Below are 23,014 nucleotides of genomic sequence, written 5' to 3' on the forward strand. Positions count from 1 at the left end.
GAACGCGGTCGTCCCCGGCTCAGTACCCCTGTGCGTTCCCGTCCTTCCGGGGCTCCGTGGCGGCCGACAGCACTCCGTCTTCGTTCCGGGCGATCTGTGCGCCGCCGAACATCACCGGCGAGAGCGTCCGCACGTCGTGGTCCTTCCGGACCAGCTTCGCCGCGGCGTCGTCGTCGAAGTGCGGTTCGAGTCCCAGTTCGCCGCTCTCGCGGTAGCGCCACCGCGGCTCGTCGAGCGCGCGCTGGAGCGGCATGTCGTAGTCGACGATGTTCGAGATCACCTGGACGTGGCCCTGCGGCTGCATGTAGCCGCCCATCACGCCGAAGGCGGCCCAGTCGTCCTCGTCGAATCGGACGACGCCCGGGATGAGCGTGTGGAACGGGCGCTTGCCGGGTTCGAGCGCGTTCGGGTGGTCCGGGTCGAGCGAGAACGACGCGCCGCGGTTCTGTAAGGCGATGCCGGTGTCGCCGGCGACCAGTCCGGAGCCGAAGCCGGCGAACCGAGAGTTGATGTACGAGACGACGTTGCCCGCCTCGTCGGCGACGGTGAGGAGGACGGTGTCGGCGTCCTCGGCGTTCGCGTTCGGCACGCCGAAGGAGACGTCGTGCGAGGCGGTCGCGCCGACGCCGGCGGCGCGCTCGCTGGCCCATTCGCTCGACGCCAGCGGCGGAATCTCCTCGTACTCGGGGTCGGTGATGTAGCGGTGGCCGTCGTGGAACGCCCGCTTCATGGCCTCCGCGAAGTAGTGGACCCGCTCCGGCGAGTCGTAGTCGTACTCGCCCGCGCCGAGCTCGCTCGCGACGTTGAGCGCCTCCAAGGCGATCAGCCCCTGGTTGTTCGGCGGCAGCTCGTACACCTCGGCGCCGTTGTAGGTCGTCGACACCGGGTCGGGCCACTCGACCTCGAAGTCGGCGAGGTCGTCGACGGTCATGAACCCGCCCTGCGACTGGACCTCGTCGGCGATCGCCTCGGCGATCTCGCCCTCGTAGACGACGTCGGCGCCCTCCTCGGCGATCGTCCGCATGGACTCGCCGAGCCGCGGGAGCGTCACCGTCTGCCCGACGTCCGGCGGCTCGCCGTCGAACAGGAACGCCTCGCGGGCGTGGTCGTCGGTGAACAGCGCGTCGGCGCTCGCCCAGTAGGAGGCGATGACCTCCGACACCGGGTACCCCTCGGTCGCGTAGCGGATGGCCGGCGCGAGCGCGTCCGCGAGGCTGAGCCGCCCTAGCTCCTCGACGGTCGCCTCCCAGCCCCGCGCCGTCCCGGGGACCGTGACCGCGTGCGGGCCGTAAAACGGCATCCCGGCCTCGCCCGCGTCGTCGACCGCGTAGCCGCCGTCGTCCGGGTAGTAGGCGCCCGCGTCGTCGTCCTCCGCGAGCGCCGCCCTGACGTTCTCGATCGTCGCGTCCGCGGGGGCGCCGCCGCACGAGCGCATCGCGCCGACCTCGCCGTCGGCGGTCCGGTACAGCGCGAACACGTCGCCGCCGAGCCCGGTCGAGGTGGGCTCGACGACGTTGAGCGCGGCCGCGGTCGCGACCGCCGCGTCGAACGCGTTGCCGCCCTCGCGTAACACTTCGATGCCCGCCTCGCTGGCGAGCGGCTGACTGGTCGCCACCACGCCGCGCTGGCCGTACACGGTCGACCGGCGCGACGTGAATCGGTCCAGGTCTGGCTCCATACGCACCCCTCCGGCGCGGGGGAGAATAAAGGCCCGACCGGAACTGTCCGGTGTCGGTCGCGTGCGGTCGACGGTGCGGCGATCGACGCCGTCACTCCTCGAACTCGGCGTAGTGGCGGACCAGCCCGCACTCGGGACACATCACCGTCGTCAGCTCCTTTCGCTCGTTCATCCCGAGCTTCCCGAGGAGCCCTGACCGCTTCTCGCCGGTCCTGACGTGCGCGTTCCACGCGTCGCCCATGCTGAACTCGACCTCCTCCATCGTCACGGCGCAATCGGGACAGCGGTGGTCCATGGGCATCGGAACGCGCGGCGGCGTGAAAACGGTTGCTCGGGCCGCGACTATATCCTTCTCGTGTAGAAACTCAAGCACTCGTTCGTCAGCCTGCGTCATCCAGTCAACCCGCGGTCGCATTTAGTGACCGAAATACAGGGTTTGACTGTTTTAGAGGGCGTCAAAACGTGGTTATAGACATTAGAATACAGTTCTATAAACACAATTTCTTGTGGTTAATGCTATGTTGGTAGAGATGTTCCGCTGAGGTAATGGACTTGGGCCGGCGCGTACTCGAACAGCAAGAGCCACTGTACGCTGAAGAAGAGGAGATGTACGAGGACGAGGTCACCCGGCTCGAATCGTTACCAACTGCCTTCGAGGAAGACGAGTGGACACACGAGGACTTAGAGTGGATAATCGAATGGAAAGTCAGAGTGTTCACGAAGCCGACCCTGAAGCACCTCGATAAAAACGACGATGAAGAGATTCGAGCGCGGATCAACGAGGCAGTTCACGAGTCGAACATCAGGACGAAAGTCGAGGCGCTGACCTCTCTAAGCGGTATTGGTGTCCCGGTAGCCTCAGCAATCCTCCTGTTCATCAACCCTGACCGGTTCACTGTCATCGACAAACGGGCATGGAACGTCCTACAGGAGACAGGATATCTCCGGCAAGAGATTTCAGACGATCCAACTGTTGACGAGTATTTACTGTATCTCGGGGCGTGTTGGGCGATAGCGAACGAATACGGTGTGAGTCTCCGGACGCTGGACAGGGCGCTGTGGGTGCTCGATATCAAAGAGGACAGGAACTCTAGCGATTAAATACTGTCAGGAGACATACTACAACGCATGGACGACCCCGAACGGCCCGATCGCCCCGGTCCCGACGCTGATGCCGCCAAGATAGCGGAGTGGATGGAGGAAGATTTCGGACGGGCCGTTGCTGAGGGGATCGCAAACGCTGTCGACGAGGACGGTCCCGACGACGAGTACGGGGTCGTAGAGGTCGAGATACACGATCACGAGCGAGGCGAAGTCGTCGGGACAATAGACACAGATGGCAATCTAAACACGGAGAATGAGGCGCTCAGGTGCGTCTCACAGGAGTATATTGAGGAGGGAATTCCTGTTCTCATCCCCACGACCTACGAAAATGAAGACGGTGAGATGGTTCACGCGGACGCCGAGGTGATCGTGGAGCCGGGAACTATTGGATTCGTGCGAGCCTTTGTTGACCAACTGCCAAGTCCGTTTGACTGCGACTCTGAGGCGCTTGCTGACTTGCCTGTTCACGACGAAGAGTGACCGAACAGCAACTTGCTGGACTACGCTATTCCGGAATAAAGATATCTAAGAATCGGGATCTCTCGTTTTCAGAGAGAGACCTGTTCTCTGACTAGTTCAACCTGAATGGGGATTTAAACTGTATGGTACCTTATTCCGCAGACAAATCCCGTTTCGTGATATGAACGCTTCAAGCAAACCTGATGCTGAGGAACTAATCGTGAAAGCGAAGTATTTCGCTCCTATGGACGTTGAAGAGGCTAATTTGAAGCAATTCCAGCACGAATTAGTTCGAATTCTTCAACAAGAGGGGTACCGGCAATCGGATACTGAGTTGATTCCATGGGGGCCGACACAGCGAACAATGGATTTCTATCTCTATGATGGAATCCCGATAGAAAAAGAAAATTCAGTCAGCAAGCGATTACAGAGCCTCCTTGGATCTGGGCGCAGTACGGAACAACAGAAGATCAGCACGGAAGAATTCTTGAACGGTCTTGAAAAAGTGCGTGATGACCTTCCCTTTCGGTTTATCTTCCATTTCAAAACGTACCAAGACGAAGAAATAGAGGGGTTCGATATTGAGGTAGAGTCAATTCCCGCACTTCTTCAGAAATACCGCCAGCTGTCTGTCAGAGGAGATTATGAATATAATACGAACAATGTAGTAAATGAAAATAAGCGAGAACTGAAACGTATCATGGGAAAATTCGGTCTTGAGCCACTAGTCGGGCCCGAAGTTGAATCCGAATTAAATAACGAAGATAGGGACCCGAAATCCGGCTCGGCTGAGCTATTCAACCAACACAGCGTTACTGCACAATTACAGGCGATTGTTGAAACGGATGAGCAATTACATCAGGACTACCAGAAAGCGGTCAGGGAATTCAATGATGGTGAATATGAGGACGCCGTTCGCGATGTTGGCCGAGCAGGCGAGGCTATAATCGAATTACTGTGTGTTGATCTATACGAAGAAGAGGATGTTCCCGGAAATATGAGTGGTAGACTAAACAAATTAGATAATACTGAGGACGGCATTCCCTCGTATATTGGAAAAACGATCTCTCCCCTCTGGTGGCTCAGAAACAAAGTAAACCACCCCACAGAGTATGAAATCACGAAAGATGACGCTCATTACGCACTAATCTGTTTTCAGATGGCCGTCGAAAAATACGCAGAAAAATATTCTGACATAGATGTTGTTTATTGAACCGCTAGCGAGACCCTTCTTCGTGAATCCCCAGCTTTGATCAATAGACCTCCGACAAGAGTTACCCGTTCTATAGCTTGAGTGTGTGGCTGATGCCATTCTCTGGAATAGACATAAAACCGGATCTAGTCGGATCTCCCAGCCTTAACCGGTCAGCGACGAGGCGAGCTATTGATTACTGAATAAGTGCTCTCACATCGAGAGTGACAGTAAGTCGTCTCTCAATTGTAACTGCCTTCCGATCTCAGGTACTTCCGAGAGAGGCAAGTTGTCTGACTCTCAGAGTTCCCTCTATTCAGCTTTAATTACGACTGTCCTCTCTCAGAAGGTAGCAGACACGATTCTATGACGTTCGTACACTTCTCCTCGCAAATGTGTGGATAGAAAGCTGGCCTCGGCACTCATAGGGCTCGTCGTCGCCGGGTGCCGAGTCCGGCTCGGAGCGGTGGTTCGTCATCGGCCGCTCGTCGGTAGTCGCGCCGTCGAATAAAAGGATCCGGCCGCGTCGTCAGTGCGACGAGCCGGCGTACTCGTTCCAGCGGTCGGTGCCGTTCGCGATCCGCCGGGTGTCGGACGGATCGAACGTCGCCGCCGCCTGCGCGACCGCCTCGGCGGCGGTCGGCAGGTCTTGGATTCCGTCGTCGGCATCCGTCGCACCGTCGTCGGCCGGGTTCGTCGATGGACCCGATTGCTCGGTCGTCGGTTCGGTCTCGGTCGCCTCGCGCGTGCTCGGACCGCCGGGACCGGTCGTCGTCCCCGCCGTCGAGCGTGCGTCAGTCGTGTACTACGGGTGGCACGACTACGTCCACGGGCGTATCCTTCATAATTGTTTATGTTAGTATGAGGCTCGCCGGGCGCGTACGGGTCGACCGGGTCGACCGCGGCTGGCGCGCGGGCGCGGCGAGACGCGCGGCCGCCGCGCCTACCAGGCCGACCACGCCGTCAGCGTCTCGTCGCGGGCGTACACCCGCTTGAGGTCCTTCGCGTAGGCGAGGTCGCCGGGGTGGTCGAGCTTCTCGTGGCGGTACTCGGGGGCGTCCTCGCGGATCTGGAGCCCCTCGACGGTGAACTCCTCCTCGCCGAACTCCACCGTCTCGTCGACGGTGAACTCGTAGTCGCCGGGGACGTTCACGCGCAGCGAGCGCGTCTGGTCCGCCTCCCCGTCCTTCGGGTGGAGCGTGACGGGGACCGCGACGTTGTCGACCGCGCGGGTCCACAGCGTCGCCACGTCGGTGATGTCGGCCTCCTCGACGCGGTTCTCCGGGCCGAGCTCGATCCCCGTGATCCGCACCTGCATCAGCGCGTCGTCGGTGTCGACGACGAACTCCTCGCCGGTGCCGACGTCGCCGTCCGCGGGAACGTCCATCGTCGTCGTGAACGAGTCGCCGTCCTGCGAGACGACGATCGTGACGGCGACGGTCTCCTCCTCGGGGATCTCGGTCTTGTGGGTGTGGTCGCACTCGGTACAGCGCACGGTGGCCTGCCCGCCAGGGCTGAGGACCTCGTGGACGGTCGGCTCGTCGGGCGAACACGACGGACAGGGGAGTCCGACGCGCGCGCCGGCTTCGGTGTCGCTCATTGGGCGCTCGTACCCGCCGCGCCCGTAAATATCCGCCCCTGTGGGGCCGGTGTGGGTCGCGCTCGCGTGGCGCGCGGCGGCGCCGAGGGCGTTTCCGGTGGCCGGGGCCGCCGGCGGGGCCGCGCGGTAAGGAAACTGGTTTACCGGTGTCCGCGGAACGGTCGCCCATGATCGTACCCGGGTCCAGCTCGCAGCAGCTCGCGGCCGCGCTCGCCGCGGAGACGGGCCGGGCGCTCGCGACCCCGACATACGACCGGTTCCCCGACGGGGAGGGGCTCGCCGCGGTGCCCGACTTCGACGCCGACGAGGCCGTGATCGTCGCCGCGACCGACTCAGACGAGGCGTGGGTGGAACTGCTCCAGCTCCAGGACGCCGTCCGCGAGGCCGGCGCGACGGACGTGACCACCGTTGTCCCCTATATGGGGTACGCCCGCCAGGACGACTCCTTCGGCGACGGAGAACCCGTCTCGGCCCGCGCGATGGCGCGGGCGATCTCGACCGGGACCGACCGCGTCCGCCTCGTCAACCCCCACGAGGCGACCGTCGCCGACTTCTTCGACGTCCCCGCCGAGGCGGTCGACGCCGCGGGCGTCCTCGCGGACCCGCTTCCCGCCGACCTCGACGACCCGCTCTTCCTCGCCCCCGACGAGGGGGCGATCGACGCGGCCGCCACCGTCCGCGACGCCTACGGCGCCGGCGAGACGGACTACTTCGAGAAGCATCGCGACCGCGAGACGGGCGCCGTCGCGGTGTCGCCCTCCGACGCGCCGGTCGCCGACCGGGACGTGGTCGTCGTCGACGACATCATCGCCACCGGCTCCACGATGAGCGAGTCGGTCGCCGTCCTCACCGACCGCGGCGCCGCGCGCGTGCTGACGGCCTGCGTCCACCCCGTCCTCGCGGCCAACGCGGTGACGAAGCTCCGCGCCGCCGGCGTCGACCGGATCGTGGGCACCGACACCGTCGAGCGGGGCTGTAGCGTCGTCAGCGTCGCGCCCGCGGTGGCCGACGCGCTGGACTCGCGGTAGAGGTCACTCGTCGTCGACTTCTCGGATCACCTCGGCCGGGTTGCCGCCGACCACCGTCCGCGCCGGCACGTCGTCGACCACGACGGCGCCGGCCGCGACGACCGCGCCGTCGCCGACCTCGACCCCGGGCGTGAGCACCGCCCGTCCCCCGATCCAGACGTCGTCGCCGACCGTGACGGGGTCGCCGAACTCGCGCCCGGCCGCGCGCTCCTCGGGGCCGAGCGGGTGCGTCGGGGTGTAGACGTGGACGCCCGGCCCGAGCATGCAGTTGTCGCCGAACGCGATCGGCCCGGCGTCGAGGAAGACGCAGCCGAAGTTTGCGAAGAAGTCGTCGCCGACGCCGACGTTGTACCCGTAGTCGCAGTGGAACGGCGGCAGGACCGTCGCGTCGTCTCCGACGGCCCCGAACAGCTCGCGAAGGAGTCGGTCCCGGCGGTCGGTCTCCGTCTGGGCGGTCTCGTTGTACCGCCGGCAGCGGTCCCGGGCGCGCTCTCGCTCGCGCCTGAGTTCCGGATCGGTCGGGTCGTACGCCTCGCCGGCGAGCATGCGCTCCTTCTCGCGTCCCATACGATTCCCGGCGCTGCGAGCGACAAAGGCCTGTCCGTCGGCGGCGCCAACGGTCGGCGTTTATAAATTGAATCGCGTGTGGTCGGCCGATGATTATGATCTACCGCCATCTCGTGACGGCGTCTCAGCGGGGAGATGCGGAGCTCGGGGCCGCCGAACTGATCGGCCTACGCCTCGTCGACCGAGACACGAACAATGGCTCCCTCAGATACTGCGGTAGCCGTGTCGTCCTCGGAATCAACAAGGCAGACTGCCCCCAAGATCGCGGGAGGACCAAACGCTTTTTATCCGGCTTCGTTGAAATCTGCGGTAGCCGATAGCAGACCTGTGCTGAACACAGATCCCCACCCCGCATCGACGGTTTCGTCAGGAAATCATCCCGCATCGCCGGGGTGAAAATCCCGCAGTAGTCTCTTTTAAATGAACGCACTCGTTTTTGATCACGCGACCCTCGCCACGTTTATTTCGGCGGCGATAGTGGTCATTATTTCCCCCGGCCCGGATACGATATACACCTTGACGGAGAGCCTCCGTCGCGGGCGCTATGCCGGGGCGGCCGCCGCGTGCGGAACGGCCACAGGAATCCTCGTTCACACGACGGCAGCGGTACTCGGATTAGCCGCGATCCTCCGAACCTCGGCGCTTACATACACCGTCGTGAAGTACCTCGGCGCCGCCTATCTCGTCTACTTGGGCGTTCAGACGTTCCGACACGACGAGGAGTTCGAGGTTCGGAACACCATCTCAGAAACGAACACCTCGCTCAGACGGTCATACGGGCAAGCAGTGACGATCAACGTCTCCAATCCGAAGGTTGCCGTCTTCGTCCTCGCGTTCTTCCCGCAGTTCATCTCCCGGACCGCGAGCGTATCTCTCCAGATGTCGATTCTGGGGCTGACCTACGCCGCTCTCAGCGTCCTCTACCTCCTGGCCGTGGTCGCGTTCGCCAGTCGGGTCCGGCACATTATCGTCGACTCGGAGATGGTTTCCAGATTCATCCAGTACGCGAGCGGTAGCGTACTGATCGGGTTCGGGCTGAAGCTGCTAACCGAGAAGCAGCCCGGTACGTGACCCCGGAACTCTTAAGAATCCTACTGTACGGCCCCAGCGCGCGATATCTACGCCCAGTCTCTCGCACGGCCAGAGCGAACTGCGGATTGTTGGTAGAAACACCACACGCGATGTGGACGTGTCCACGGAGCGATATAAATGGCACCTGTGAGACGTAACTGATCCGGCTGTTTAGCGAACACTACTTATGATGTATTTCGACCGAGGAGAGTTCAGAATATTCCGGTATCCCACGGGAGCCGTTGTAGATATATACAAATATTTTTGATGGACCAATATTCAATCCTGTCTGTGACCACCACAACCTACGGTCTGTTGGCGTTGGCACCGCCACTTCTCGCAATCGTACTGGCGATGACGACACGGCAGGGGTTAGTGTCCCTGTTCGCCGGCGTCTGGATCGGTGCGATGATCGTGGCCGGGTGGAATCCTATCGCCGCGACAGCACTCACTATGGACTGGCTCGTCGAGGTGTTTCGGTCGCCGTTCAACACAAAGTTCATTATCCTCATCATGTTCATGGGGGCGGGCGCGGCGTTCATTCACCGCTCCGGCGGCATTCTGGCACTGGAGCAGTGGATCGGTGACCGGGTCGACAGCGCCCGCGAGTCGCAGATCCTCACCTGGCTCATCGGGGTGTTCATCTTCTTCAGCTCGTACACCAGCACGATCGTCACGGGCAACGCCACGCGGGACCTCGCTCAGGAGAACCGCTCCTCCCGAGAGATGCACGCCTACGCGCTCGACTCGACGACCTCGCCCGTGGCGACGTTCGGGCCGGTGTCGTCCTGGATCGGGTATCAGGTATCGATGATTATCGCCGGCTTCGAGGCTGCCACGGTCACCGCCTCGGAACTCGGGATGACTCCCTTCGGACTGTTCCTCCAGAGCATCCCGTGGAACATCTACTGTTTCATGGCGTTCTTCATGGTCGGGTTCATCGCGATCACCCAGCGGTTCTTCGGTCCGATGCTCGACGCCGAGTGGCGGGCGCGTTCCACCGGTCAGACCATTCGCGAGGACGCGACGCCGCTGTCGGACGTCTCGCAGGACGTCGGCGAACCCAGCGATAAGAATCCGACGCTCGTGAATTTCTTCGGCCCTATCTTGGTGCTGCTCGTCGTTAGCTTGGTCTCGATGTGGTGGCTCGGTGGTGGCCACAACCCTGGCGTCAGCGTCTCGGAGGCGTTCCAGGAGACCGACGTGGCCCTCGGCCTGCTGTACGGTTCCTTCGCGTTCATGGTGTCCGGCTTTATCGGCGCGCTCGGCTACCGGACGATGGACCTCGAAACGGCCAGCGACACCATCATCCAGGGATTCAAAACGATGAACATCGCCATCGCGATCATCGTGCTGGCGTGGTCGATCGGCTTAGCCGCCGAGAAGGTCGGCACCGCGCAGGTCATCGTCGACGCGATGGTCGGCAGCGGCATCCCCGGGACTTTCCTCCCGGTGATTATCTTCCTCGCGGCGATGTTCGTCGCCTTCACGACCGGCACTTCCTGGGGAACCATGGCCATCCTGACTCCACTGGCAATCCCGCTGGGGTACGAGCTGGTCGGTCCCTCGATCCTCCCCGTCCTCGTCGGGGTGCTGTTCGGCGGCGCCATCTACGGCGATCACAGCTCGCCAATTAGCGACACGACGGTCATGTCGTCGATCTTCTCGGGCTCTGATCACATCGACCACGTTAATACCCAGATTCCGTTCGCGGGAACTGCCGCGGTGGTCACGGTGTTCGTGCTCATACTATACGGTCTGGGCCTCCAGACGGCCTACATCGCCTTGCCGCTGGCGCTCGTTTTGACGACGGTCGCAGTGCTCGCCCTGAATAAGTTCGACGCCAGACGCAAGGGACTCCCCGAGGTAATGCCTTCTGCCGACGCCATCGAATCCGGCGAAGTCGACGTTGACGCCGTCGAGCGTGGTGAGGTCGACGGCAATAACGGGAGCCACAACCACTTCACGCTGGTCCCGGTGTTGGCGGTCGTCATCGTCGCCGCGTACCTCGCGGTCGTGTTCACGTTCGCGGCGATAGGCGCCTAAACCGAGCTCGACCCCCGACCGTTTTCCGCGTTCCGGCCGCCTTCCAACACCGGCTTCGCGTCCACGTCTTCGATTACGTCGGCGAGCGATCGTCCGGCGGGTGCGTCCTCGCTGCGGGCACGAGTCGGGCGAACTACCCTCTCGTCGAAGCCGTTCCGTCCGCCTGCCCGTCGCACAGCCGTCTCGGTGCGTTGTCCGCTCGAAGCGGCTCCGACGGGAGACGACACGGCCCGGTCAAACGATCTTCATCATCCGCGTCTCGAACTTCCCGACGCGGACGCGGACCCACCCCGCCAGCTCCGCGTCGAGGTCGGGGTCGTCGGTGTCGACGCGGAGCGCGCGCACGTCGTCGAGCTTGGCGCGCGAGGCGACGATCCGCAGGTCGCAGCGCCGGATCACCGCCGGCGAGATCTGGGGGTTGCCGCGGCCGAAGACGAACCCCTGCCCGCCGATGGGGGAGACGACGATCACGTTCTCCTCGCCGAGCGCGTCGAGGATTTCCGCCTCCGTCGCGTCCCGGACGATCACCTCGCCGTCGCGCCACATGTCGACGCCGATCGGCGACGGATCGAAGCCGAGCTCGTCTTTGATCGCGCCCACGGTCGACCCCGGGCCGAGGACGAAGGTGACGCCCTCGCCGTCGCGCTCGCGGATGTCCGCCGCGACGCCCTCAGCCAGCGACTCGACGGTGCCGCTCGCGGTCTGCTTCGACGACTGGAGGTCGTCCGCGACGGGGACGTGCGCGACCCCTCTGAGCTCCGGGTGGACCTCCCCCTCGCGGTAGGCGTCCTCGTCGATGTCCATCACCTCGCGGCGCTCGGTCCGCGAGAACGAGGCCGCGACCTCGGCGGCGTCCTCCGGCGACACCGCGAACACCGACGAGTACACCTTCACGCCGGCCGGGACGCCGAGCATCGGCACGTCGGTGCCCTCCAGCGCTTCCGCGACGTCCGCGGCGGTGCCGTCGCCGCCGACGAACAGGACGATCTCGACGGGGTCGGCGGTCTCACCGGCGTCGCTCCCGCCTTCTTTCCCGTCGGTTCCCGCGAACGCTCGGACGACGGCGGCGGTGTGGGCCGCGGTCGTCTCCGTCGGCTCGGGCGGCCCTCCGTCGAACGGGTCGACGACCCGGACTGGGTCGAAGCCCGCCTCGCGGACGATGGACTCGCCCATCGGGTCCGCGGCCACCGAGACGGTCGTCTCCGGGGCGACCGCGGCCAGCCGGTCGACCATCCGCCGCGCTCGATCCGGTGCCCGCGGCTCGGCGCCGCGCTCGACCGCCTCGGCCACCTTCCCGTCGGTCCCCTTCAGTCCGACGCGGCCGCCCATCCCGGCGACCGGGTTCACCGCGATCCCCACGTGCATGCCCGACGTTCACCGCGCCGGCCCCTTAAGCGAGCCGCGTCCGGCCGAGCCGCTGCGGTTCCCGAGAGCGCCGGCCCGTCCGACCGAGTTTAAAACTCCTCAACAACGAGGCACGGGAACCAACTGGTGTCTCCCCGTAGGACCGAACGCCGATGGAGTGAGCCCGCCATCGGCGAACCCATCTGCTCGTCTCACCGGGACTGGATCCCTCTCGCGGTAGCTGCCACACGCCCACGCCGCCCGGTCCCGTTTTCGCGTCGCGCGGCGGTACTCGTCCGTCGGATAGCTCCCTCCTCGCCCGAGAATCAATACTTAAGATGCCCCCAGAACAACCCCGAGATATGATCCTCGAAGCCGCCGTGACGGAGCCGCTGCCGATCAGCGCGACCGCGGGCGCGGTCCTGCTCGCGAGCCTCGCGCTCGTCGCCGTGTGGGTCGCGTACCTGTACCGGTAGGAACCGCTTTTTCCGGCCTCCTCCCGCCTCGCCGACCGACCGCTCAGGCGGACTCCTCCTCGACCGCGTCCGCGTGCTCGCGGACCCACGCCGCCGCGCGCTCGGCCTCCGCCTCGCTCTCGGCGGTGATCTTCACCGTCACGACCTCGCCCGGATAGGAGCCGACGCGCACGTCGAACCGCTCGCGCAGCGTCGCGACCCGGTCGAGCAGCTCGCTCTCTGGCTCGTCGACGTCGACCGTGACCACGTGGGTGAGCGTCCCCGCGAACTCGTCTTCGATCAGCTCGAACATCGCCTTCATCTCCGTCGGCACGCCGGGCAGGACGTAGACGGACTCGACGACCGCGCCCGGCGCGACCCCGGCCTCGTTCGGCAGCGGCCGGCAGTCGGCCGGGAGGTGCGTCGTCTCCGCCGCGAGGTCGCTCCCGCTGTACCCGCGCTCGGCGAGCCACGCGGCCGCCTCCTCGTTCTCGGCGAGGTCGCGGCCGAACGCGGCCGCGACCCCCGCCATCGTCACGTCGTCGTGCGTCGGTCCGAGGCCGCCGGTGACGATCACGGCGTCGTACTCGGCGTGGTACTCGTTGACGACGCGCGCGATCTCGCTCACCTCGTCCGGCACGACGGTCACCCGCCTGACCGTGACGCCCCGCTCGTCGAGGCGGTCGCAGAGCCAGGTGGCGTTCGTGTTCTCGGTGTCCCCGACGAGGAGCTCGTCCCCGACGGTGACGACGGCGGCGTTCATACCGAACGCAAGCGCCGCGCGGTAGAAAAGGACCGCGGCGCGGCCGTCGCGGGAAACTCGGTTCGGTCCCGCCCGCTACAGCCAGCCGTCGTCGTCGTCCTCGTTGACGCTCAAGCCGAGGTCGCGCCGGCGCTCGCGGAGCGCCTCCAGCTGCCGCCGGAAGTAGATCGTCCCGATGACCGCGGCGATCGCCGCGATGACGAGGATGACGCCGAACACCACGAGGTCGCCCTCGCGGTACGACTGGACGACGATCGAGCCGCCGGTCACCTCGTCCCACACGATCCGGTCGCGGTCGCCGACGGTCTCGACCGCGTGGTCGCGCGGCGACACGTGGCCGACGATCGGCACCTCCGTGCTGAACTGGGGCGGGAGCGTCACGGCGTACGACCCCTCGACGTACGCGCGCATGGTGAACCGGCGCGGCGATCCCGCGCCCGAGAACGCCGCCTTACCGCCGGCCATGTCGTCGGCGAAGCGGATCCACGTCTCGTCGGTCGTCCGCTCGATCTCGCCGCCGCGCGCGCGGAACTCGCTGCCCGTGATCACCTCGCCGTCGGGGTACTGATACCGGAACGCCTCGAACTCCAAGGGCTGGTCGCCCGCGTACGGCGTCTGCTCGTACAGCCGGATCTCCTCCCGGTCGCCGACCGCGTACACGGCGGTGTACCTCGCGTCCGTCGAGAGGGTGAACGCGGCGTCGCGGTCCGTGTCGAACTCGTACTCGCGGGGCGGCTCGGCGTCGAGCGTCTCGTTCGTCACCTCGCCCCCGCCCGTCGCGTAGCCGAGACAGCCGGCGCTGACCGCGAGGAGGGCGACCGCCGCAACCGCGAGCGCGAAGCGTCTGTTCACGTGCGTAGGTTCAGTTAGACGACACAGCGCATCTCGGCCGGGAGGTACGAGCCGATGGCGGCGAGTAACCCCGGCGGGTCGGTGCCTTCCGCGCAGACGATGCTCTGTTCGAGGAGGCCCAGCCGCTCGACGGTGACGATGTCCTGCGCGTGGCCCGCGCGGTTCACCGTCGCGCGCGTCTCGCCGCGCGTCGCCGAGTTGACGTTCACCCGGCCGTCGCCGCGCTGCCAGTCGTACAGGCGGTCGCGCTCCGCGTCGGCGAGCCGCGACGGCTCCGCGTCCGGGTCGCCGGCGTCGCCGCCGTAGACGAACCGCATCGGGAGGTGCTGGACGAGGCCGAACCGCTCGACGACCTGCTCCGGCGAGCCGACGCCGAGCCCGAGCTCGTCGGCGGGGACGAACACGTCGACGCCGGCGTCGAGTGTGAACCCGACGTCGTCCCACGACTCGAGGGTGCCGACGTACTCCTCGCCCGCCTCCAGCCCGCCGTCGTGGGCGACGATCTCGCCCCACGTCTCCGCGAGGACGTTGCGCGCGACCGGCGCGTCCTCGCCGCTCACGTCGACCTGGACGAACTCGTCGTCGCGGACGCCCACCTGCCAGTCGGCGTCGAGCTCACCGACGTCGTTGGCGACGAGCGAGTCCATCCCGTCGAGCGCTCGCTCGCGGGCGTCTCCCTCCACGTAGCACTTGGTTGCGAGGACGACCATCAGCCGGTCACGTCCACGTTGAGCTCGTCGCGGAGCGCCTCGATGCGCTGGTCCATCGCGTCGCGGAGCCGGTCGTTGTCCATCGCCTCCAGCGGGGAGCCGCACTCGGGGCACTCGAAGCCGAAGTCCATCGCCTCGCCGAACTCGAAGCGGATGGAACACACCTCACAGAGGTAGAACTCGTGGGTGCGCTCGTACTCCTCGCGCTCCTCTAAGGCGTCGAGCAGCCGGTACATCTCCTCCTGAAGGTTCTCCGGGATGTTGTCGTAGTGGAACGTCCACAGGTACGTGAGCCACCCGGAGTCCTCGTCGCGGACGCGGCGGTACGTCGCCAGGTCGTTCTCGTACAGGATGAACAGCGCGCGTCGGACGTCGTTGAGCTCCAGGCCCAGCTCCTCGGCCAACTCCTCGTCGGTGACCTCGCCGTCGGGCGGCGCGGCCGCGACCGGCATCCCCGTCGGCCCCACCAGCTCGTGGAGGTACTTCTGGATGACGGGGTCGTTCAGTAGATCCTCAAAAGCCATTACGGGAAACTGGTGGTGGAATCCGGTTAAAACCTCCGAAAGGAGCGGTCGCGACGCCCCCGATTCGCCGCCGGCCCGCCGGCCCGAACCCCTGCCGATGGACCGAACCCCTGCCGCCGGCCCGAACCCCTGCCGACGGCCCGAAAGCCCGAACCCCAGTCGATCACCCCGCGGGTCCGGCAGAGCTTTACGCGCCGTGGCTCACACTCGCCCGTATGGCAGACTCGGTCGACGGACGGGGGCGACGCGCGCTCGGCGCCCTCGCGCTCCTCGCGGTCCCGGCGGTGCTGGCTGCGGTTCCGCTGGTCCCGCTCGCCGCGCTGCTCGGCCCCGGCGGGCTCGGGCTCGTCCCGCTCGGCGCGCTCGGGGGACTGCTCGCGGCCGTCCTCGTCGGCCCGGCGGCCTCCGCGCTCCTCGGTCCGGTCCTCGCCGACAGGCGGATCGCCCGGCTCCCGGACGCCGACCTCGACGACCGCCGCGCCGACTTCGTCGCTGACCGCGTCGAGGCGCTCGCGGGCGAGGTCGGGGTCGACGTTCCCGAGGTCACGGCGGTCCGCGCCGACGCCGCGAACGTCGCCGTCGTGGACGGGTACCGCGGGTCGCGGCTGGTGGCCTCGACGCGGCTGCTCGCCCTCCCGAAGGCCGACCGCGACGCCGCGCTGCGCCACGCGCTCGTCAGGCTCCGGACGCGGCAGGCGCTGCTCACGACGGCGACCCTCCCGGCGCTGGCGGCCGTCGAGACCGCGGCGCTGCTCGCGACGCTGCTCGTGGGGCGCCGCGGGGACCGAACCGCCGCCGACCGGCGCGTCAACCGGATCCACGGGTACGAGCCGGACCGCGAGCGCGTCCCCTCCTGGGCGTACGCGGCCGCCGGCGTCCTCTGCTGGCTCTTGCTCCTCCCGGCCTGGGTCCCCGCGACGGCCGGCGACCGGCTCTCCGTCGCCGGCGGGCGCCGCGCCGCGGACGCGCTGGTCGCGCGGGCCGGGAGCGAGGAGCGGAACGGGCTCGGCAACGCGGTCGCGTTCGCCAGCGACGCCGCGGGCGCCGGCGACTGGCCGCCGCTCCTCGACCGGCTCTCCTTCGTCTCCATGGCAGACGCCGAGACGGGCCGCGTGCGCGGGACGAGCAGGCAGGAGGCGCGGACGCGGCTCGCGCGGCTCCGCTCGAAGCGGGCCTTGTAGCGGGCAGCACCATCCGGGACGCCCGGACTCGGTCAGGGGTGCGCCGGGACCTCCAGTCGGATCGTCGTCCCGTCCTCGCCGGTGTCGATGTCGAACTCACCGCCCGCCTTGGCCACGACCCAGTATATGAGCCAGATGCCGAGCCGGTCGGCGTGGGTCAGCGACGTCTCGCCGGACTCCAACACCTGCGTCTCGTGGTCCGGGATTCCGGGGCCGTCGTCCTCAACGCCGATCGTGACCCACCCCTCGGAGTCCTGTTCGACCCGCACCTCGACCGACGGTGAGGGGTCGTCGTTGTGTTTCACGGCGTTTTCGACCGCCTCCGAGATGGCGGCGGGGAGGCCGACGACCGTCACCTCGATCGGGTCGTCGCCCGGGATCGACAAGGCGATCTCGGCGTCCGGATAGCTGCTGCGGATCCGGTTCCGGAGCTCGATCAGCTCGTCGCGGAGGTCGATCGGAGCGGCGAGCGGGGGCGCGGAGGCCGTCTCGTCGACTTTCTGGACGGCGGTCGCGATGCCCGTGAGGTCCGAGGCCGTCTCGGAGATCACGTCGAGCGCCCGGCGTTGCGACTCCTCGTCTGGTGCGTCTCGGAGCAGGTCCGCGTACCCCGAAATGAGGTTCATCTTGTTCCGGAGGTTGTGGTTGAGTACCCGGGCCATCACCTCCAGTCGGCGTTCGCGGATCTTCCGCTCGGTGATATCCGTCTGGAACCCGACGAAGTGCGTGGTCTCGTCCGCCTCGTTCCGCAGGGGCTCGATCTGGAGCCGGTTCCAGAACTTCTGTCCGTTCGCTCGGTAGTTGAGGATGTCCACGTCGACCGACCGCTCCGCGTCGAGTCCTGCCCGGATCTCGTCGGTCGTCTCCTCGGCCGTGTCGGGACCTTGAAGGAAGCGGCAGTCCTCGCCGAACCGCTCCTCGCCGTAGCCGGTCAGCGCCTCGAACTCCTCGTTGAGGTACGCGAGCGGGTTGTCGTCGCCGTCCGTCGCCCGCGCGAGGGTGATCCCGACCGGCGCCTCGTCCATCGCCCGCTCCTTGAGCCGTAGGTCCGCGACGGTCCGCCTGAGGCGGAGCGAGGTGGCCCGGCGCTCGATCAGGTTCGAGACCCGCGTGAGGAGCGCCCGCCGGGCGACCGGCAGCTCGATGACGTCGTCGACGCGATCCCACGCGCGGTTGGCCGGCCGCCCCCGAGACTCCTCGCTCACCAACAGCACGAACGGAAGGAACGCGGGATCCGCGCGCTCGCGCCGGGAGTCCAGCGCGTCGCCGGCGGCGTCGAAGGCCTTCGCGTCGAGGACGCAGCAGTCGAACTTACCCTCGAGCGCGGACGGGTCGCTCCCGGTCCGGATCCGATAGCGCTCGCCCAGCGCCTCGGCGAGCAGGTCGCGGTCGCGGTCGGCGTCCATCTGGAGCAGCACGGTCGCCTCGGCGTCCGCGTCGGGGGTGGCGGCGCCGCTCCGTTCCGGGTCGGGCACCGCCCCGCGCTCCGCGGACTCGTCGCCGTCGGCGGCATGGTATGTCCGGTCCGGCCCAGAGTCCATCGTCAGTGTACCGACGGGCGGTGCCCACTAAGAACTACCCCATATATATGACAACCCCGCCCGATTGATAAGGCATGACACCACCGCTATCCGAGCGCGCGTCGACCGGCGTCGCCGGGCTCGACGAAGTGTTGTCCGGCGGGTTCGTCCCCACGCGGAGCTACATGATCCGCGGGCAGGCCGGCAGCGGCAAGACGATCTTGAGCTTCCACTTCCTCCAGCAGGGGATAGCGGAGGGTGAGACGGCGCTCTTCATCAACCTCGAGGAGGACGTCCGCGACCTGAAAGCGAACGCGGCCGCGCTCGGCTTCGACACCGACGCCATCGAGTTCCTCGATCTGAGCCCGAGCGCGGATGCGTTCGTCGAGGACGAGTCGTACGAGGTGTTCGCGCCCTCGGAGGTCGAACGCGAACCGCTGACCGACCGCATCGTCGAGGGCGTCACCGCGGTCGACCCGGACCGCGTCGTCGTCGACCCGCTGACCCAGCTCCGCTTCCTGCTGTCCGACGACTACCAGTTCCGGAAGCAGGTGGTCGGGTTCATGCGCTTCTTAAAAGACCGCGGGGCGACGGTGCTGTTCACCGTCCAGAACACCGAGTCGCTGCCGACCGACGACCTCGAGTTCATCACGGACGGGACGATTCGGCTCGACGCCGCGTCGTACGGCAAGACGGTCCGCGTTCCGAAGTTCCGCGGGTCGGCGACGCAGAGCGGCGACCACGCCTACCGGGTCACCGACTCGGGGATCGAGGTGTATCCGGCGCTCCAGCCCGGCGCTCATCGCGGCGAGGACGTCGCGTTCGAGCAGATGTCGTCCGGCATTCCCGAGATCGACGAGCTGCTCGGCGGCGGGCTCGAGCGCGGCACCGTCACCATCGTGAGCGGGCCGACCGGGGTCGGGAAGACGACCCTCAGCACCCAGTTCATGAAGGCGGCCGCGGACCGCGGAGAGCGCTCGGTCATCTACCTGTTCGAGGAGAACAAGGGGACGTTCCTCACACGGTCGCGCGCTATCGGCATCCCGGTCGACGAGATGATCGAGCGGGGGACGCTTCAGGTGAACGAGGTCGAGGCATTGGAGCGCTCGCCACAGGAGTTCGCGCGGATGGTCCGCGAGGAGGTCGAGGAGCGGGGCGCCGACATCGTCATGATCGACGGCATCTCCGGGTACCGGCTGACGCTCCGCGGCGGGGACGAGCAGATGCTCCAGCAGATGCACGCCCTCGGGCGCTACCTCAAGAACGCGGGCGTGACGTCGATCCTCGTCGACGAGACGCGGAACGTCACGGGGGAGTTCCGGGCGACGATGGAGAACGTGAGCTACCTCGCCGACAACATCGTCTTCCTCCGGCACCTCGAGGTCGGGGGCGAGCTCCGCAAGGCGATCGGCGTCTTGAAAAAGCGGACGAGCGACTTCGAGCGGACGATCCGCGAGTTCGAGATGACCGACCAGGGGATCACCGTCGGCGAGCCGATGTCGAACCTCCGGGGCATCCTGAGCGGCACGCCGGAGGTCGTCGACGGAGGGTCGAAGGAAGACTGCGACGAGTAGCGCGGGTCAGTCGCGCCCGGTGTTCTCGCCGGCGTCGCCGTCGTCGGATTCCCCCTCGGCGTCGACCACCGTCTTCCCGGTCGCTTCCGGCACCACGCGTCGGTCGGCGTTCTCCCACTCGCGGTCGAGTTCGGCCCCCTCGAACAGGCGGTCGAGGAACACCGCGAGCCCGGCGACCTCGGAGTGCGGCTGGTTCGTCACGCCCACATTGAAGTCGGCGCGCTCGTACAGCGCCCACGGCACCTTCTCGCCGCCGACGACGACGAGGAGGTCGCGCGGCGGCGACGCCTCCCCGATCACCTCGGGCTCGTCGAGGCCGACCGCCTCGCGGACCTCCGCCTCGACGTCTTGGACGCGCTCGCCGTACATCGTGAGGTGGACGACGACGCCCTCGAAGTTCTTGACGACCGCCTTCTGGTCGCCGCGGAGCTCGACCGCGAACGGCCCGCCGAAACGGCCGGTGATGTCGCGGACCGTCTCCGCGGACTGCCCGGCGTTGTCGGGGAGTATCAGCCGGTCGGCGCCGAGCGCCCGCGCCGTGAGCCCGACGTGCGTCGTCATGCGGTCGTCGCGCCCCGGCCGGTGACCGTACCGGAGGACGACGACCTCGCGCGCATCGTTCATGCCACTGGGTGCGAGGGCGAGCCCGGTGTCGCTTTCGATGCGAGCGCGGGCTCGGGGAACGTTACGCCGCCCAGAATGATGCGCATACGTGGATCAAAATGACTCAAAAATAACCGAGGTGACCACGTAACTGAAAGTTTCATGTGGGAGGCGGTCGCGGTATCCGCCATGACGAGCGTCAAGGAGTTCCGGGTCGACGAGCCGGCGACCGCCGAGGGGCTCGGTCGGGGGCGGTTCGTCTTCACGGACGCCTACTCGGTGTTCGACTGGGGGCAGATGCCCGACGCGATCCCGAACAAGGGCGCGAGCCTCTGCGCGATGGGCGCGTTCAACTTCGAACTGCTGGAGCGCGAGGGGGTTCCGACCCACTACCGAGGGGTCGAGGACACCGACTCCGGGGATGTCGTCCCGCTCGACGAGGCGACCGCTCCGCCGACCGAGATGGCGATCGACCTGACGCAGGTACCCGACCTCCCGTACGAGGGCCCGCACGCCGGCTACGACTACGAGTCCTTCCACGCCGCGGGCGGCGAGAACTACCTCGTCCCGCTCGAAGTGGTCTTCCGCAACCGGGTCCCGGTCGGCTCCAGCCTGCGGACGCGCGCGGCTCCCGCCGACTTCGGGCTCGACGACCTCGCCGGCGCCGACGGCGAGTGGCCGGACGAGCCGATCGACCTCCCCGAGCCGGTCGTAGAGTTCTCGACGAAGTACGAGCAGCAGGACCGCTACCTCGCCCGTGCCGAGGCCGACGAGGTCGCGGGCGTCGCCGACGTCGACGCCCTCGAATCGCTCGCGCGCGACGTGAACCGCGTCGTCACCGACCGCGCCGAGGCGGCCGGCTTCGTCCACGAGGACGGGAAGATCGAGTGCCTCTACCGCGACGGCGAGCTCCGCGTCGCCGACGTGGTCGGCACGTTCGACGAGAACCGGTTCTCCTACGGCGGTCGGGGTATCTCGAAGGAGGTCGTCCGCCAGTGGTACAAGGCGAACGACCCCGACTGGGTCGCGGCCGTGAAGGCGGCGAAGGAGTCGGTCGCGGGCCGCGACATCGACGACTGGCGCGAGCTCTGCGACGAGTCGCCCGATCCCCTTCCAGCGGACGTCGTCGAGGCCGTCTCGGACCTGTACGCCGCTGGGACGAACGCCTACACCGACCGCGAGTGGTTCGACGTTCCCGACGTCGAGGCGGCGCTGGACTCGGTCGACGCGCTGTAGGACGGCGCCGGCGAATCTCCGGCGAGCGGCCGTCAAATCTTCACGATCGACGAAACGCGAGGGAACCTCTTTACCGCCGACGCGCGTGATTCCGCCCATGGCCACCGACGCCGACTTCGGGGAACGGCTCGAGACCCGGACGGTCGCGTACCTCGACCGAATCGACGACTGCGTCGCGCTCCTCCCGCGAGCGCTCGACCAGTTCGCGACCGAGGGCGGGTTCGACGAGACGGTCGACGAGATCGCCGCGGTCGAAAGCGAGTGCGACGACCTCGTCCGGGAGCTCACGGCGCTGATCACCGACGCCGGGCCGGACGACATCGGGCTGTTGAACACGCGGATCAACTTCAACGAGTCCGCGCTGCTGGACTTCTACAACGAGCTCGACGTGGTCGCGAACCACACCGAGCGGATCGTCCAAGAGGTGGCGATGATGCGTCCCGCGGCCGACGTCGACCCGTTCGACGACATGCGCGAGATGGCCGACCGGATCGCCGAGATGACCGACGTCCTCGCGGACGTCGTCGAGGGGTTCGTCCGAGGCCTCGCGCGCGCCGACGCCACGGAGACGCTCGCCGAGGGGATCGAGTCGATCCGCGCGCTCGAAAGCGAGTGCGACGACCTCCGCAACGACGCCATCGAGACGGCGTTCGCCGACGGCTCGATCGACCAGCCGCTCGTCTACCGCGAGCTCGCGATCCTGTTGGACGAGCTCGCGAACACGATCGAGGACCTCACCGACCGGATCGTCGTGATCGCGAGCAAGGAACCGGGGATCGTCACCGACGCGGACGGCGAGTAGCGCGCGCCGCGCACCCCTCCCGCAGACGCGCCCCGAGGCGCGGCGGGCTCCCCGCCACGTGCCGATCGCGGCGTGTCGGCCACGCCGCCGCTACTCACCGGGCCGCCACCGACCGCCGATCTCCTCGCGGGGGTAGTCCTGATACGTGCCGTCGAGATACGTGGTGACGCGGCCGTCCTCCTCGCTGAGCGTGACCGCCCACAGGACGTTCTGTCGGAGCGACGTCTCCAGGGCGCTCATGTGTTTGGTCCCCATCCAGTCGGGGTATTCGAGCTCCGCGACCCCCGGCACTTCCGCGTGGTGAGGGCTCCGGACACGGACCATCTGCTGCTGGATCGTCCCGTCTCCCGTCACGATGATCGCGCCGTCACGGCTGAACCCGACGTCCTCGGCGACCCGTCGGAACGCCTCGGGCGAGTCGAGCACGATCTTACACCGGTCGGTCGGCCAGACGTTCTCTCCCAGCGGGTCGGTGTACGCCTCGAAGTCGGTCTCGGCGACGACGAGGAAGTACAGGCTCGGACCGCTCACGTACTGGTCGTCCCACTTGTCGAACTCCATGCTCAACGTCTCGGCCACGTATCGGATCCGGTCCATGAGATCCTGGCTGGTGGCGTACTTCTTCAACACCCGATCGAGTTCTTCCATTCGGCTCTACCGTCTGTAGCGGCGGGAGCGTGTTAAACGCTCTCCAGGCCGAATTCC

22 protein-coding genes are annotated in these 23,014 nt (G+C 66.7%); 10 read left to right on the plus strand and 12 right to left on the minus strand.

Features of this window, described 5'->3' with window-relative positions; all coding sequences use genetic code 11:
* Window positions 1-19: 19 nt before the first annotated feature.
* Window positions 20-1,678: a gamma-glutamyltransferase gene (gene ggt / locus C466_RS03010; protein ID WP_004596823.1), complete on the minus strand. Its 1,659-nt coding sequence runs from the start codon at window positions 1,676-1,678 to the stop codon at window positions 20-22.
* Between the two features lie 91 nt (window positions 1,679-1,769).
* Complete coding sequence (locus tag C466_RS03015; protein ID WP_004596822.1) at window positions 1,770-1,973, minus strand: hypothetical protein; 204 nt, start codon at window positions 1,971-1,973, stop codon at window positions 1,770-1,772.
* A gap of 251 nt (window positions 1,974-2,224) precedes the next feature.
* Here C466_RS03015 and C466_RS03020 point away from each other — a divergent pair, with 251 nt between their 5' ends.
* From C466_RS03020 to C466_RS16420, 3 genes are all read left to right on the plus strand, one after another.
* Entirely contained in the window at window positions 2,225-2,779 is a 555-nt protein-coding gene (locus C466_RS03020; RefSeq protein WP_004596820.1) for a hypothetical protein, read from the plus strand.
* A gap of 27 nt (window positions 2,780-2,806) precedes the next feature.
* Window positions 2,807-3,262, plus strand: a complete 456-nt coding sequence (locus C466_RS03025; protein ID WP_004596818.1) for a hypothetical protein — start codon at window positions 2,807-2,809, stop codon at window positions 3,260-3,262.
* A 160-nt stretch (window positions 3,263-3,422) separates the two neighbouring features.
* Window positions 3,423-4,454 (plus strand): hypothetical protein, encoded by a 1,032-nt coding sequence (locus C466_RS16420; protein WP_152418565.1) that lies wholly within the window; start codon window positions 3,423-3,425, stop codon window positions 4,452-4,454.
* A 922-nt stretch (window positions 4,455-5,376) separates the two neighbouring features.
* Here the strand turns inward: C466_RS16420 and C466_RS03030 are convergent.
* Window positions 5,377-6,033 (minus strand): HVO_0476 family zinc finger protein, encoded by a 657-nt coding sequence (locus C466_RS03030; protein WP_004596817.1) that lies wholly within the window; start codon window positions 6,031-6,033, stop codon window positions 5,377-5,379.
* Between the two features lie 167 nt (window positions 6,034-6,200).
* Here C466_RS03030 and prs point away from each other — a divergent pair, with 167 nt between their 5' ends.
* Window positions 6,201-7,061 carry a ribose-phosphate diphosphokinase gene (prs, locus tag C466_RS03035; RefSeq protein ID WP_004596815.1) on the plus strand — a complete coding sequence of 287 codons (861 nt, stop codon included), beginning with the start codon at window positions 6,201-6,203 and terminating at the stop codon, window positions 7,059-7,061.
* A 3-nt stretch (window positions 7,062-7,064) separates the two neighbouring features.
* Here prs and C466_RS03040 read toward each other — a convergent pair whose 3' ends face one another.
* A complete protein-coding gene (locus C466_RS03040; protein WP_004596813.1) occupies window positions 7,065-7,628 on the minus strand; it encodes a maltose acetyltransferase domain-containing protein in 564 nt (187 codons plus the stop codon).
* 420 nt (window positions 7,629-8,048) lie between these two features.
* Here C466_RS03040 and C466_RS03050 point away from each other — a divergent pair, with 420 nt between their 5' ends.
* Window positions 8,049-8,699 carry a LysE family translocator gene (locus tag C466_RS03050; RefSeq protein ID WP_004596810.1) on the plus strand — a complete coding sequence of 217 codons (651 nt, stop codon included), beginning with the start codon at window positions 8,049-8,051 and terminating at the stop codon, window positions 8,697-8,699.
* A gap of 354 nt (window positions 8,700-9,053) precedes the next feature.
* Window positions 9,054-10,745 (plus strand): Na+/H+ antiporter NhaC family protein, encoded by a 1,692-nt coding sequence (locus C466_RS03055; RefSeq protein ID WP_004599562.1) that lies wholly within the window; start codon window positions 9,054-9,056, stop codon window positions 10,743-10,745.
* A 234-nt stretch (window positions 10,746-10,979) separates the two neighbouring features.
* On the opposite strand, the gene C466_RS03060 is transcribed toward C466_RS03055, so the two are convergent.
* From C466_RS03060 to C466_RS03080, 5 genes are all read right to left on the minus strand, one after another.
* Window positions 10,980-12,110, minus strand: a complete 1,131-nt coding sequence (locus tag C466_RS03060; RefSeq protein ID WP_004596806.1) for an ATP-NAD kinase family protein — start codon at window positions 12,108-12,110, stop codon at window positions 10,980-10,982.
* 498 nt (window positions 12,111-12,608) lie between these two features.
* Window positions 12,609-13,307 (minus strand): competence/damage-inducible protein A, encoded by a 699-nt coding sequence (locus C466_RS03065; protein WP_004596802.1) that lies wholly within the window; start codon window positions 13,305-13,307, stop codon window positions 12,609-12,611.
* Between the two features lie 75 nt (window positions 13,308-13,382).
* Entirely contained in the window at window positions 13,383-14,159 is a 777-nt protein-coding gene (locus C466_RS03070) for a DUF5803 family protein (protein WP_004596801.1), read from the minus strand.
* 14 nt (window positions 14,160-14,173) lie between these two features.
* Complete coding sequence (locus C466_RS03075) at window positions 14,174-14,869, minus strand: DUF2110 family protein (RefSeq protein ID WP_004596799.1); 696 nt, start codon at window positions 14,867-14,869, stop codon at window positions 14,174-14,176.
* On the minus strand, window positions 14,869-15,393 hold the full coding sequence (locus C466_RS03080) for a transcription factor TFIIE subunit alpha (RefSeq protein WP_004596798.1): 525 nt from the start codon (window positions 15,391-15,393) through the stop codon (window positions 14,869-14,871). Before C466_RS03080 ends, C466_RS03075 begins: the two co-directional genes overlap by 1 nt.
* A gap of 215 nt (window positions 15,394-15,608) precedes the next feature.
* Here C466_RS03080 and C466_RS03085 point away from each other — a divergent pair, with 215 nt between their 5' ends.
* Entirely contained in the window at window positions 15,609-16,574 is a 966-nt protein-coding gene (locus C466_RS03085; protein WP_004596796.1) for a hypothetical protein, read from the plus strand.
* A 32-nt stretch (window positions 16,575-16,606) separates the two neighbouring features.
* Here C466_RS03085 and C466_RS03090 read toward each other — a convergent pair whose 3' ends face one another.
* Window positions 16,607-18,115, minus strand: coding sequence for an ATP-binding protein (locus tag C466_RS03090; RefSeq protein WP_004596794.1), 1,509 nt, complete (start codon window positions 18,113-18,115; stop codon window positions 16,607-16,609).
* A 74-nt stretch (window positions 18,116-18,189) separates the two neighbouring features.
* On the opposite strand from C466_RS03090, the gene C466_RS03095 reads away from it, so the two are divergent.
* Window positions 18,190-19,668: an ATPase domain-containing protein gene (locus C466_RS03095; protein WP_004596793.1), complete on the plus strand. Its 1,479-nt coding sequence runs from the start codon at window positions 18,190-18,192 to the stop codon at window positions 19,666-19,668.
* A 6-nt stretch (window positions 19,669-19,674) separates the two neighbouring features.
* Here the strand turns inward: C466_RS03095 and C466_RS03100 are convergent, their stop codons facing one another.
* Window positions 19,675-20,292, minus strand: a complete 618-nt coding sequence (locus C466_RS03100; protein ID WP_004596791.1) for a tRNA (cytidine(56)-2'-O)-methyltransferase — start codon at window positions 20,290-20,292, stop codon at window positions 19,675-19,677.
* A gap of 168 nt (window positions 20,293-20,460) precedes the next feature.
* Between C466_RS03100 and C466_RS03105 the strand changes: the two genes are divergently transcribed.
* Both C466_RS03105 and C466_RS03110 read left to right on the plus strand, forming a co-directional pair.
* Window positions 20,461-21,507 (plus strand): phosphoribosylaminoimidazolesuccinocarboxamide synthase, encoded by a 1,047-nt coding sequence (locus C466_RS03105; RefSeq protein WP_004596789.1) that lies wholly within the window; start codon window positions 20,461-20,463, stop codon window positions 21,505-21,507.
* Window positions 21,508-21,604: 97 nt separating this feature from the next.
* A complete protein-coding gene (locus C466_RS03110; protein WP_004596787.1) occupies window positions 21,605-22,309 on the plus strand; it encodes a DUF47 domain-containing protein in 705 nt (234 codons plus the stop codon).
* Window positions 22,310-22,399: 90 nt separating this feature from the next.
* Here C466_RS03110 and C466_RS03115 read toward each other — a convergent pair whose 3' ends face one another.
* Window positions 22,400-22,957 (minus strand): diadenylate cyclase, encoded by a 558-nt coding sequence (locus C466_RS03115; protein ID WP_004596785.1) that lies wholly within the window; start codon window positions 22,955-22,957, stop codon window positions 22,400-22,402.
* Window positions 22,958-23,014: the final 57 nt, after the last annotated feature.

The sequence above is a fragment of the Halorubrum distributum JCM 10118 genome, from assembly GCF_000337335.1.
Classification (GTDB): domain Archaea; phylum Halobacteriota; class Halobacteria; order Halobacteriales; family Haloferacaceae; genus Halorubrum; species Halorubrum distributum.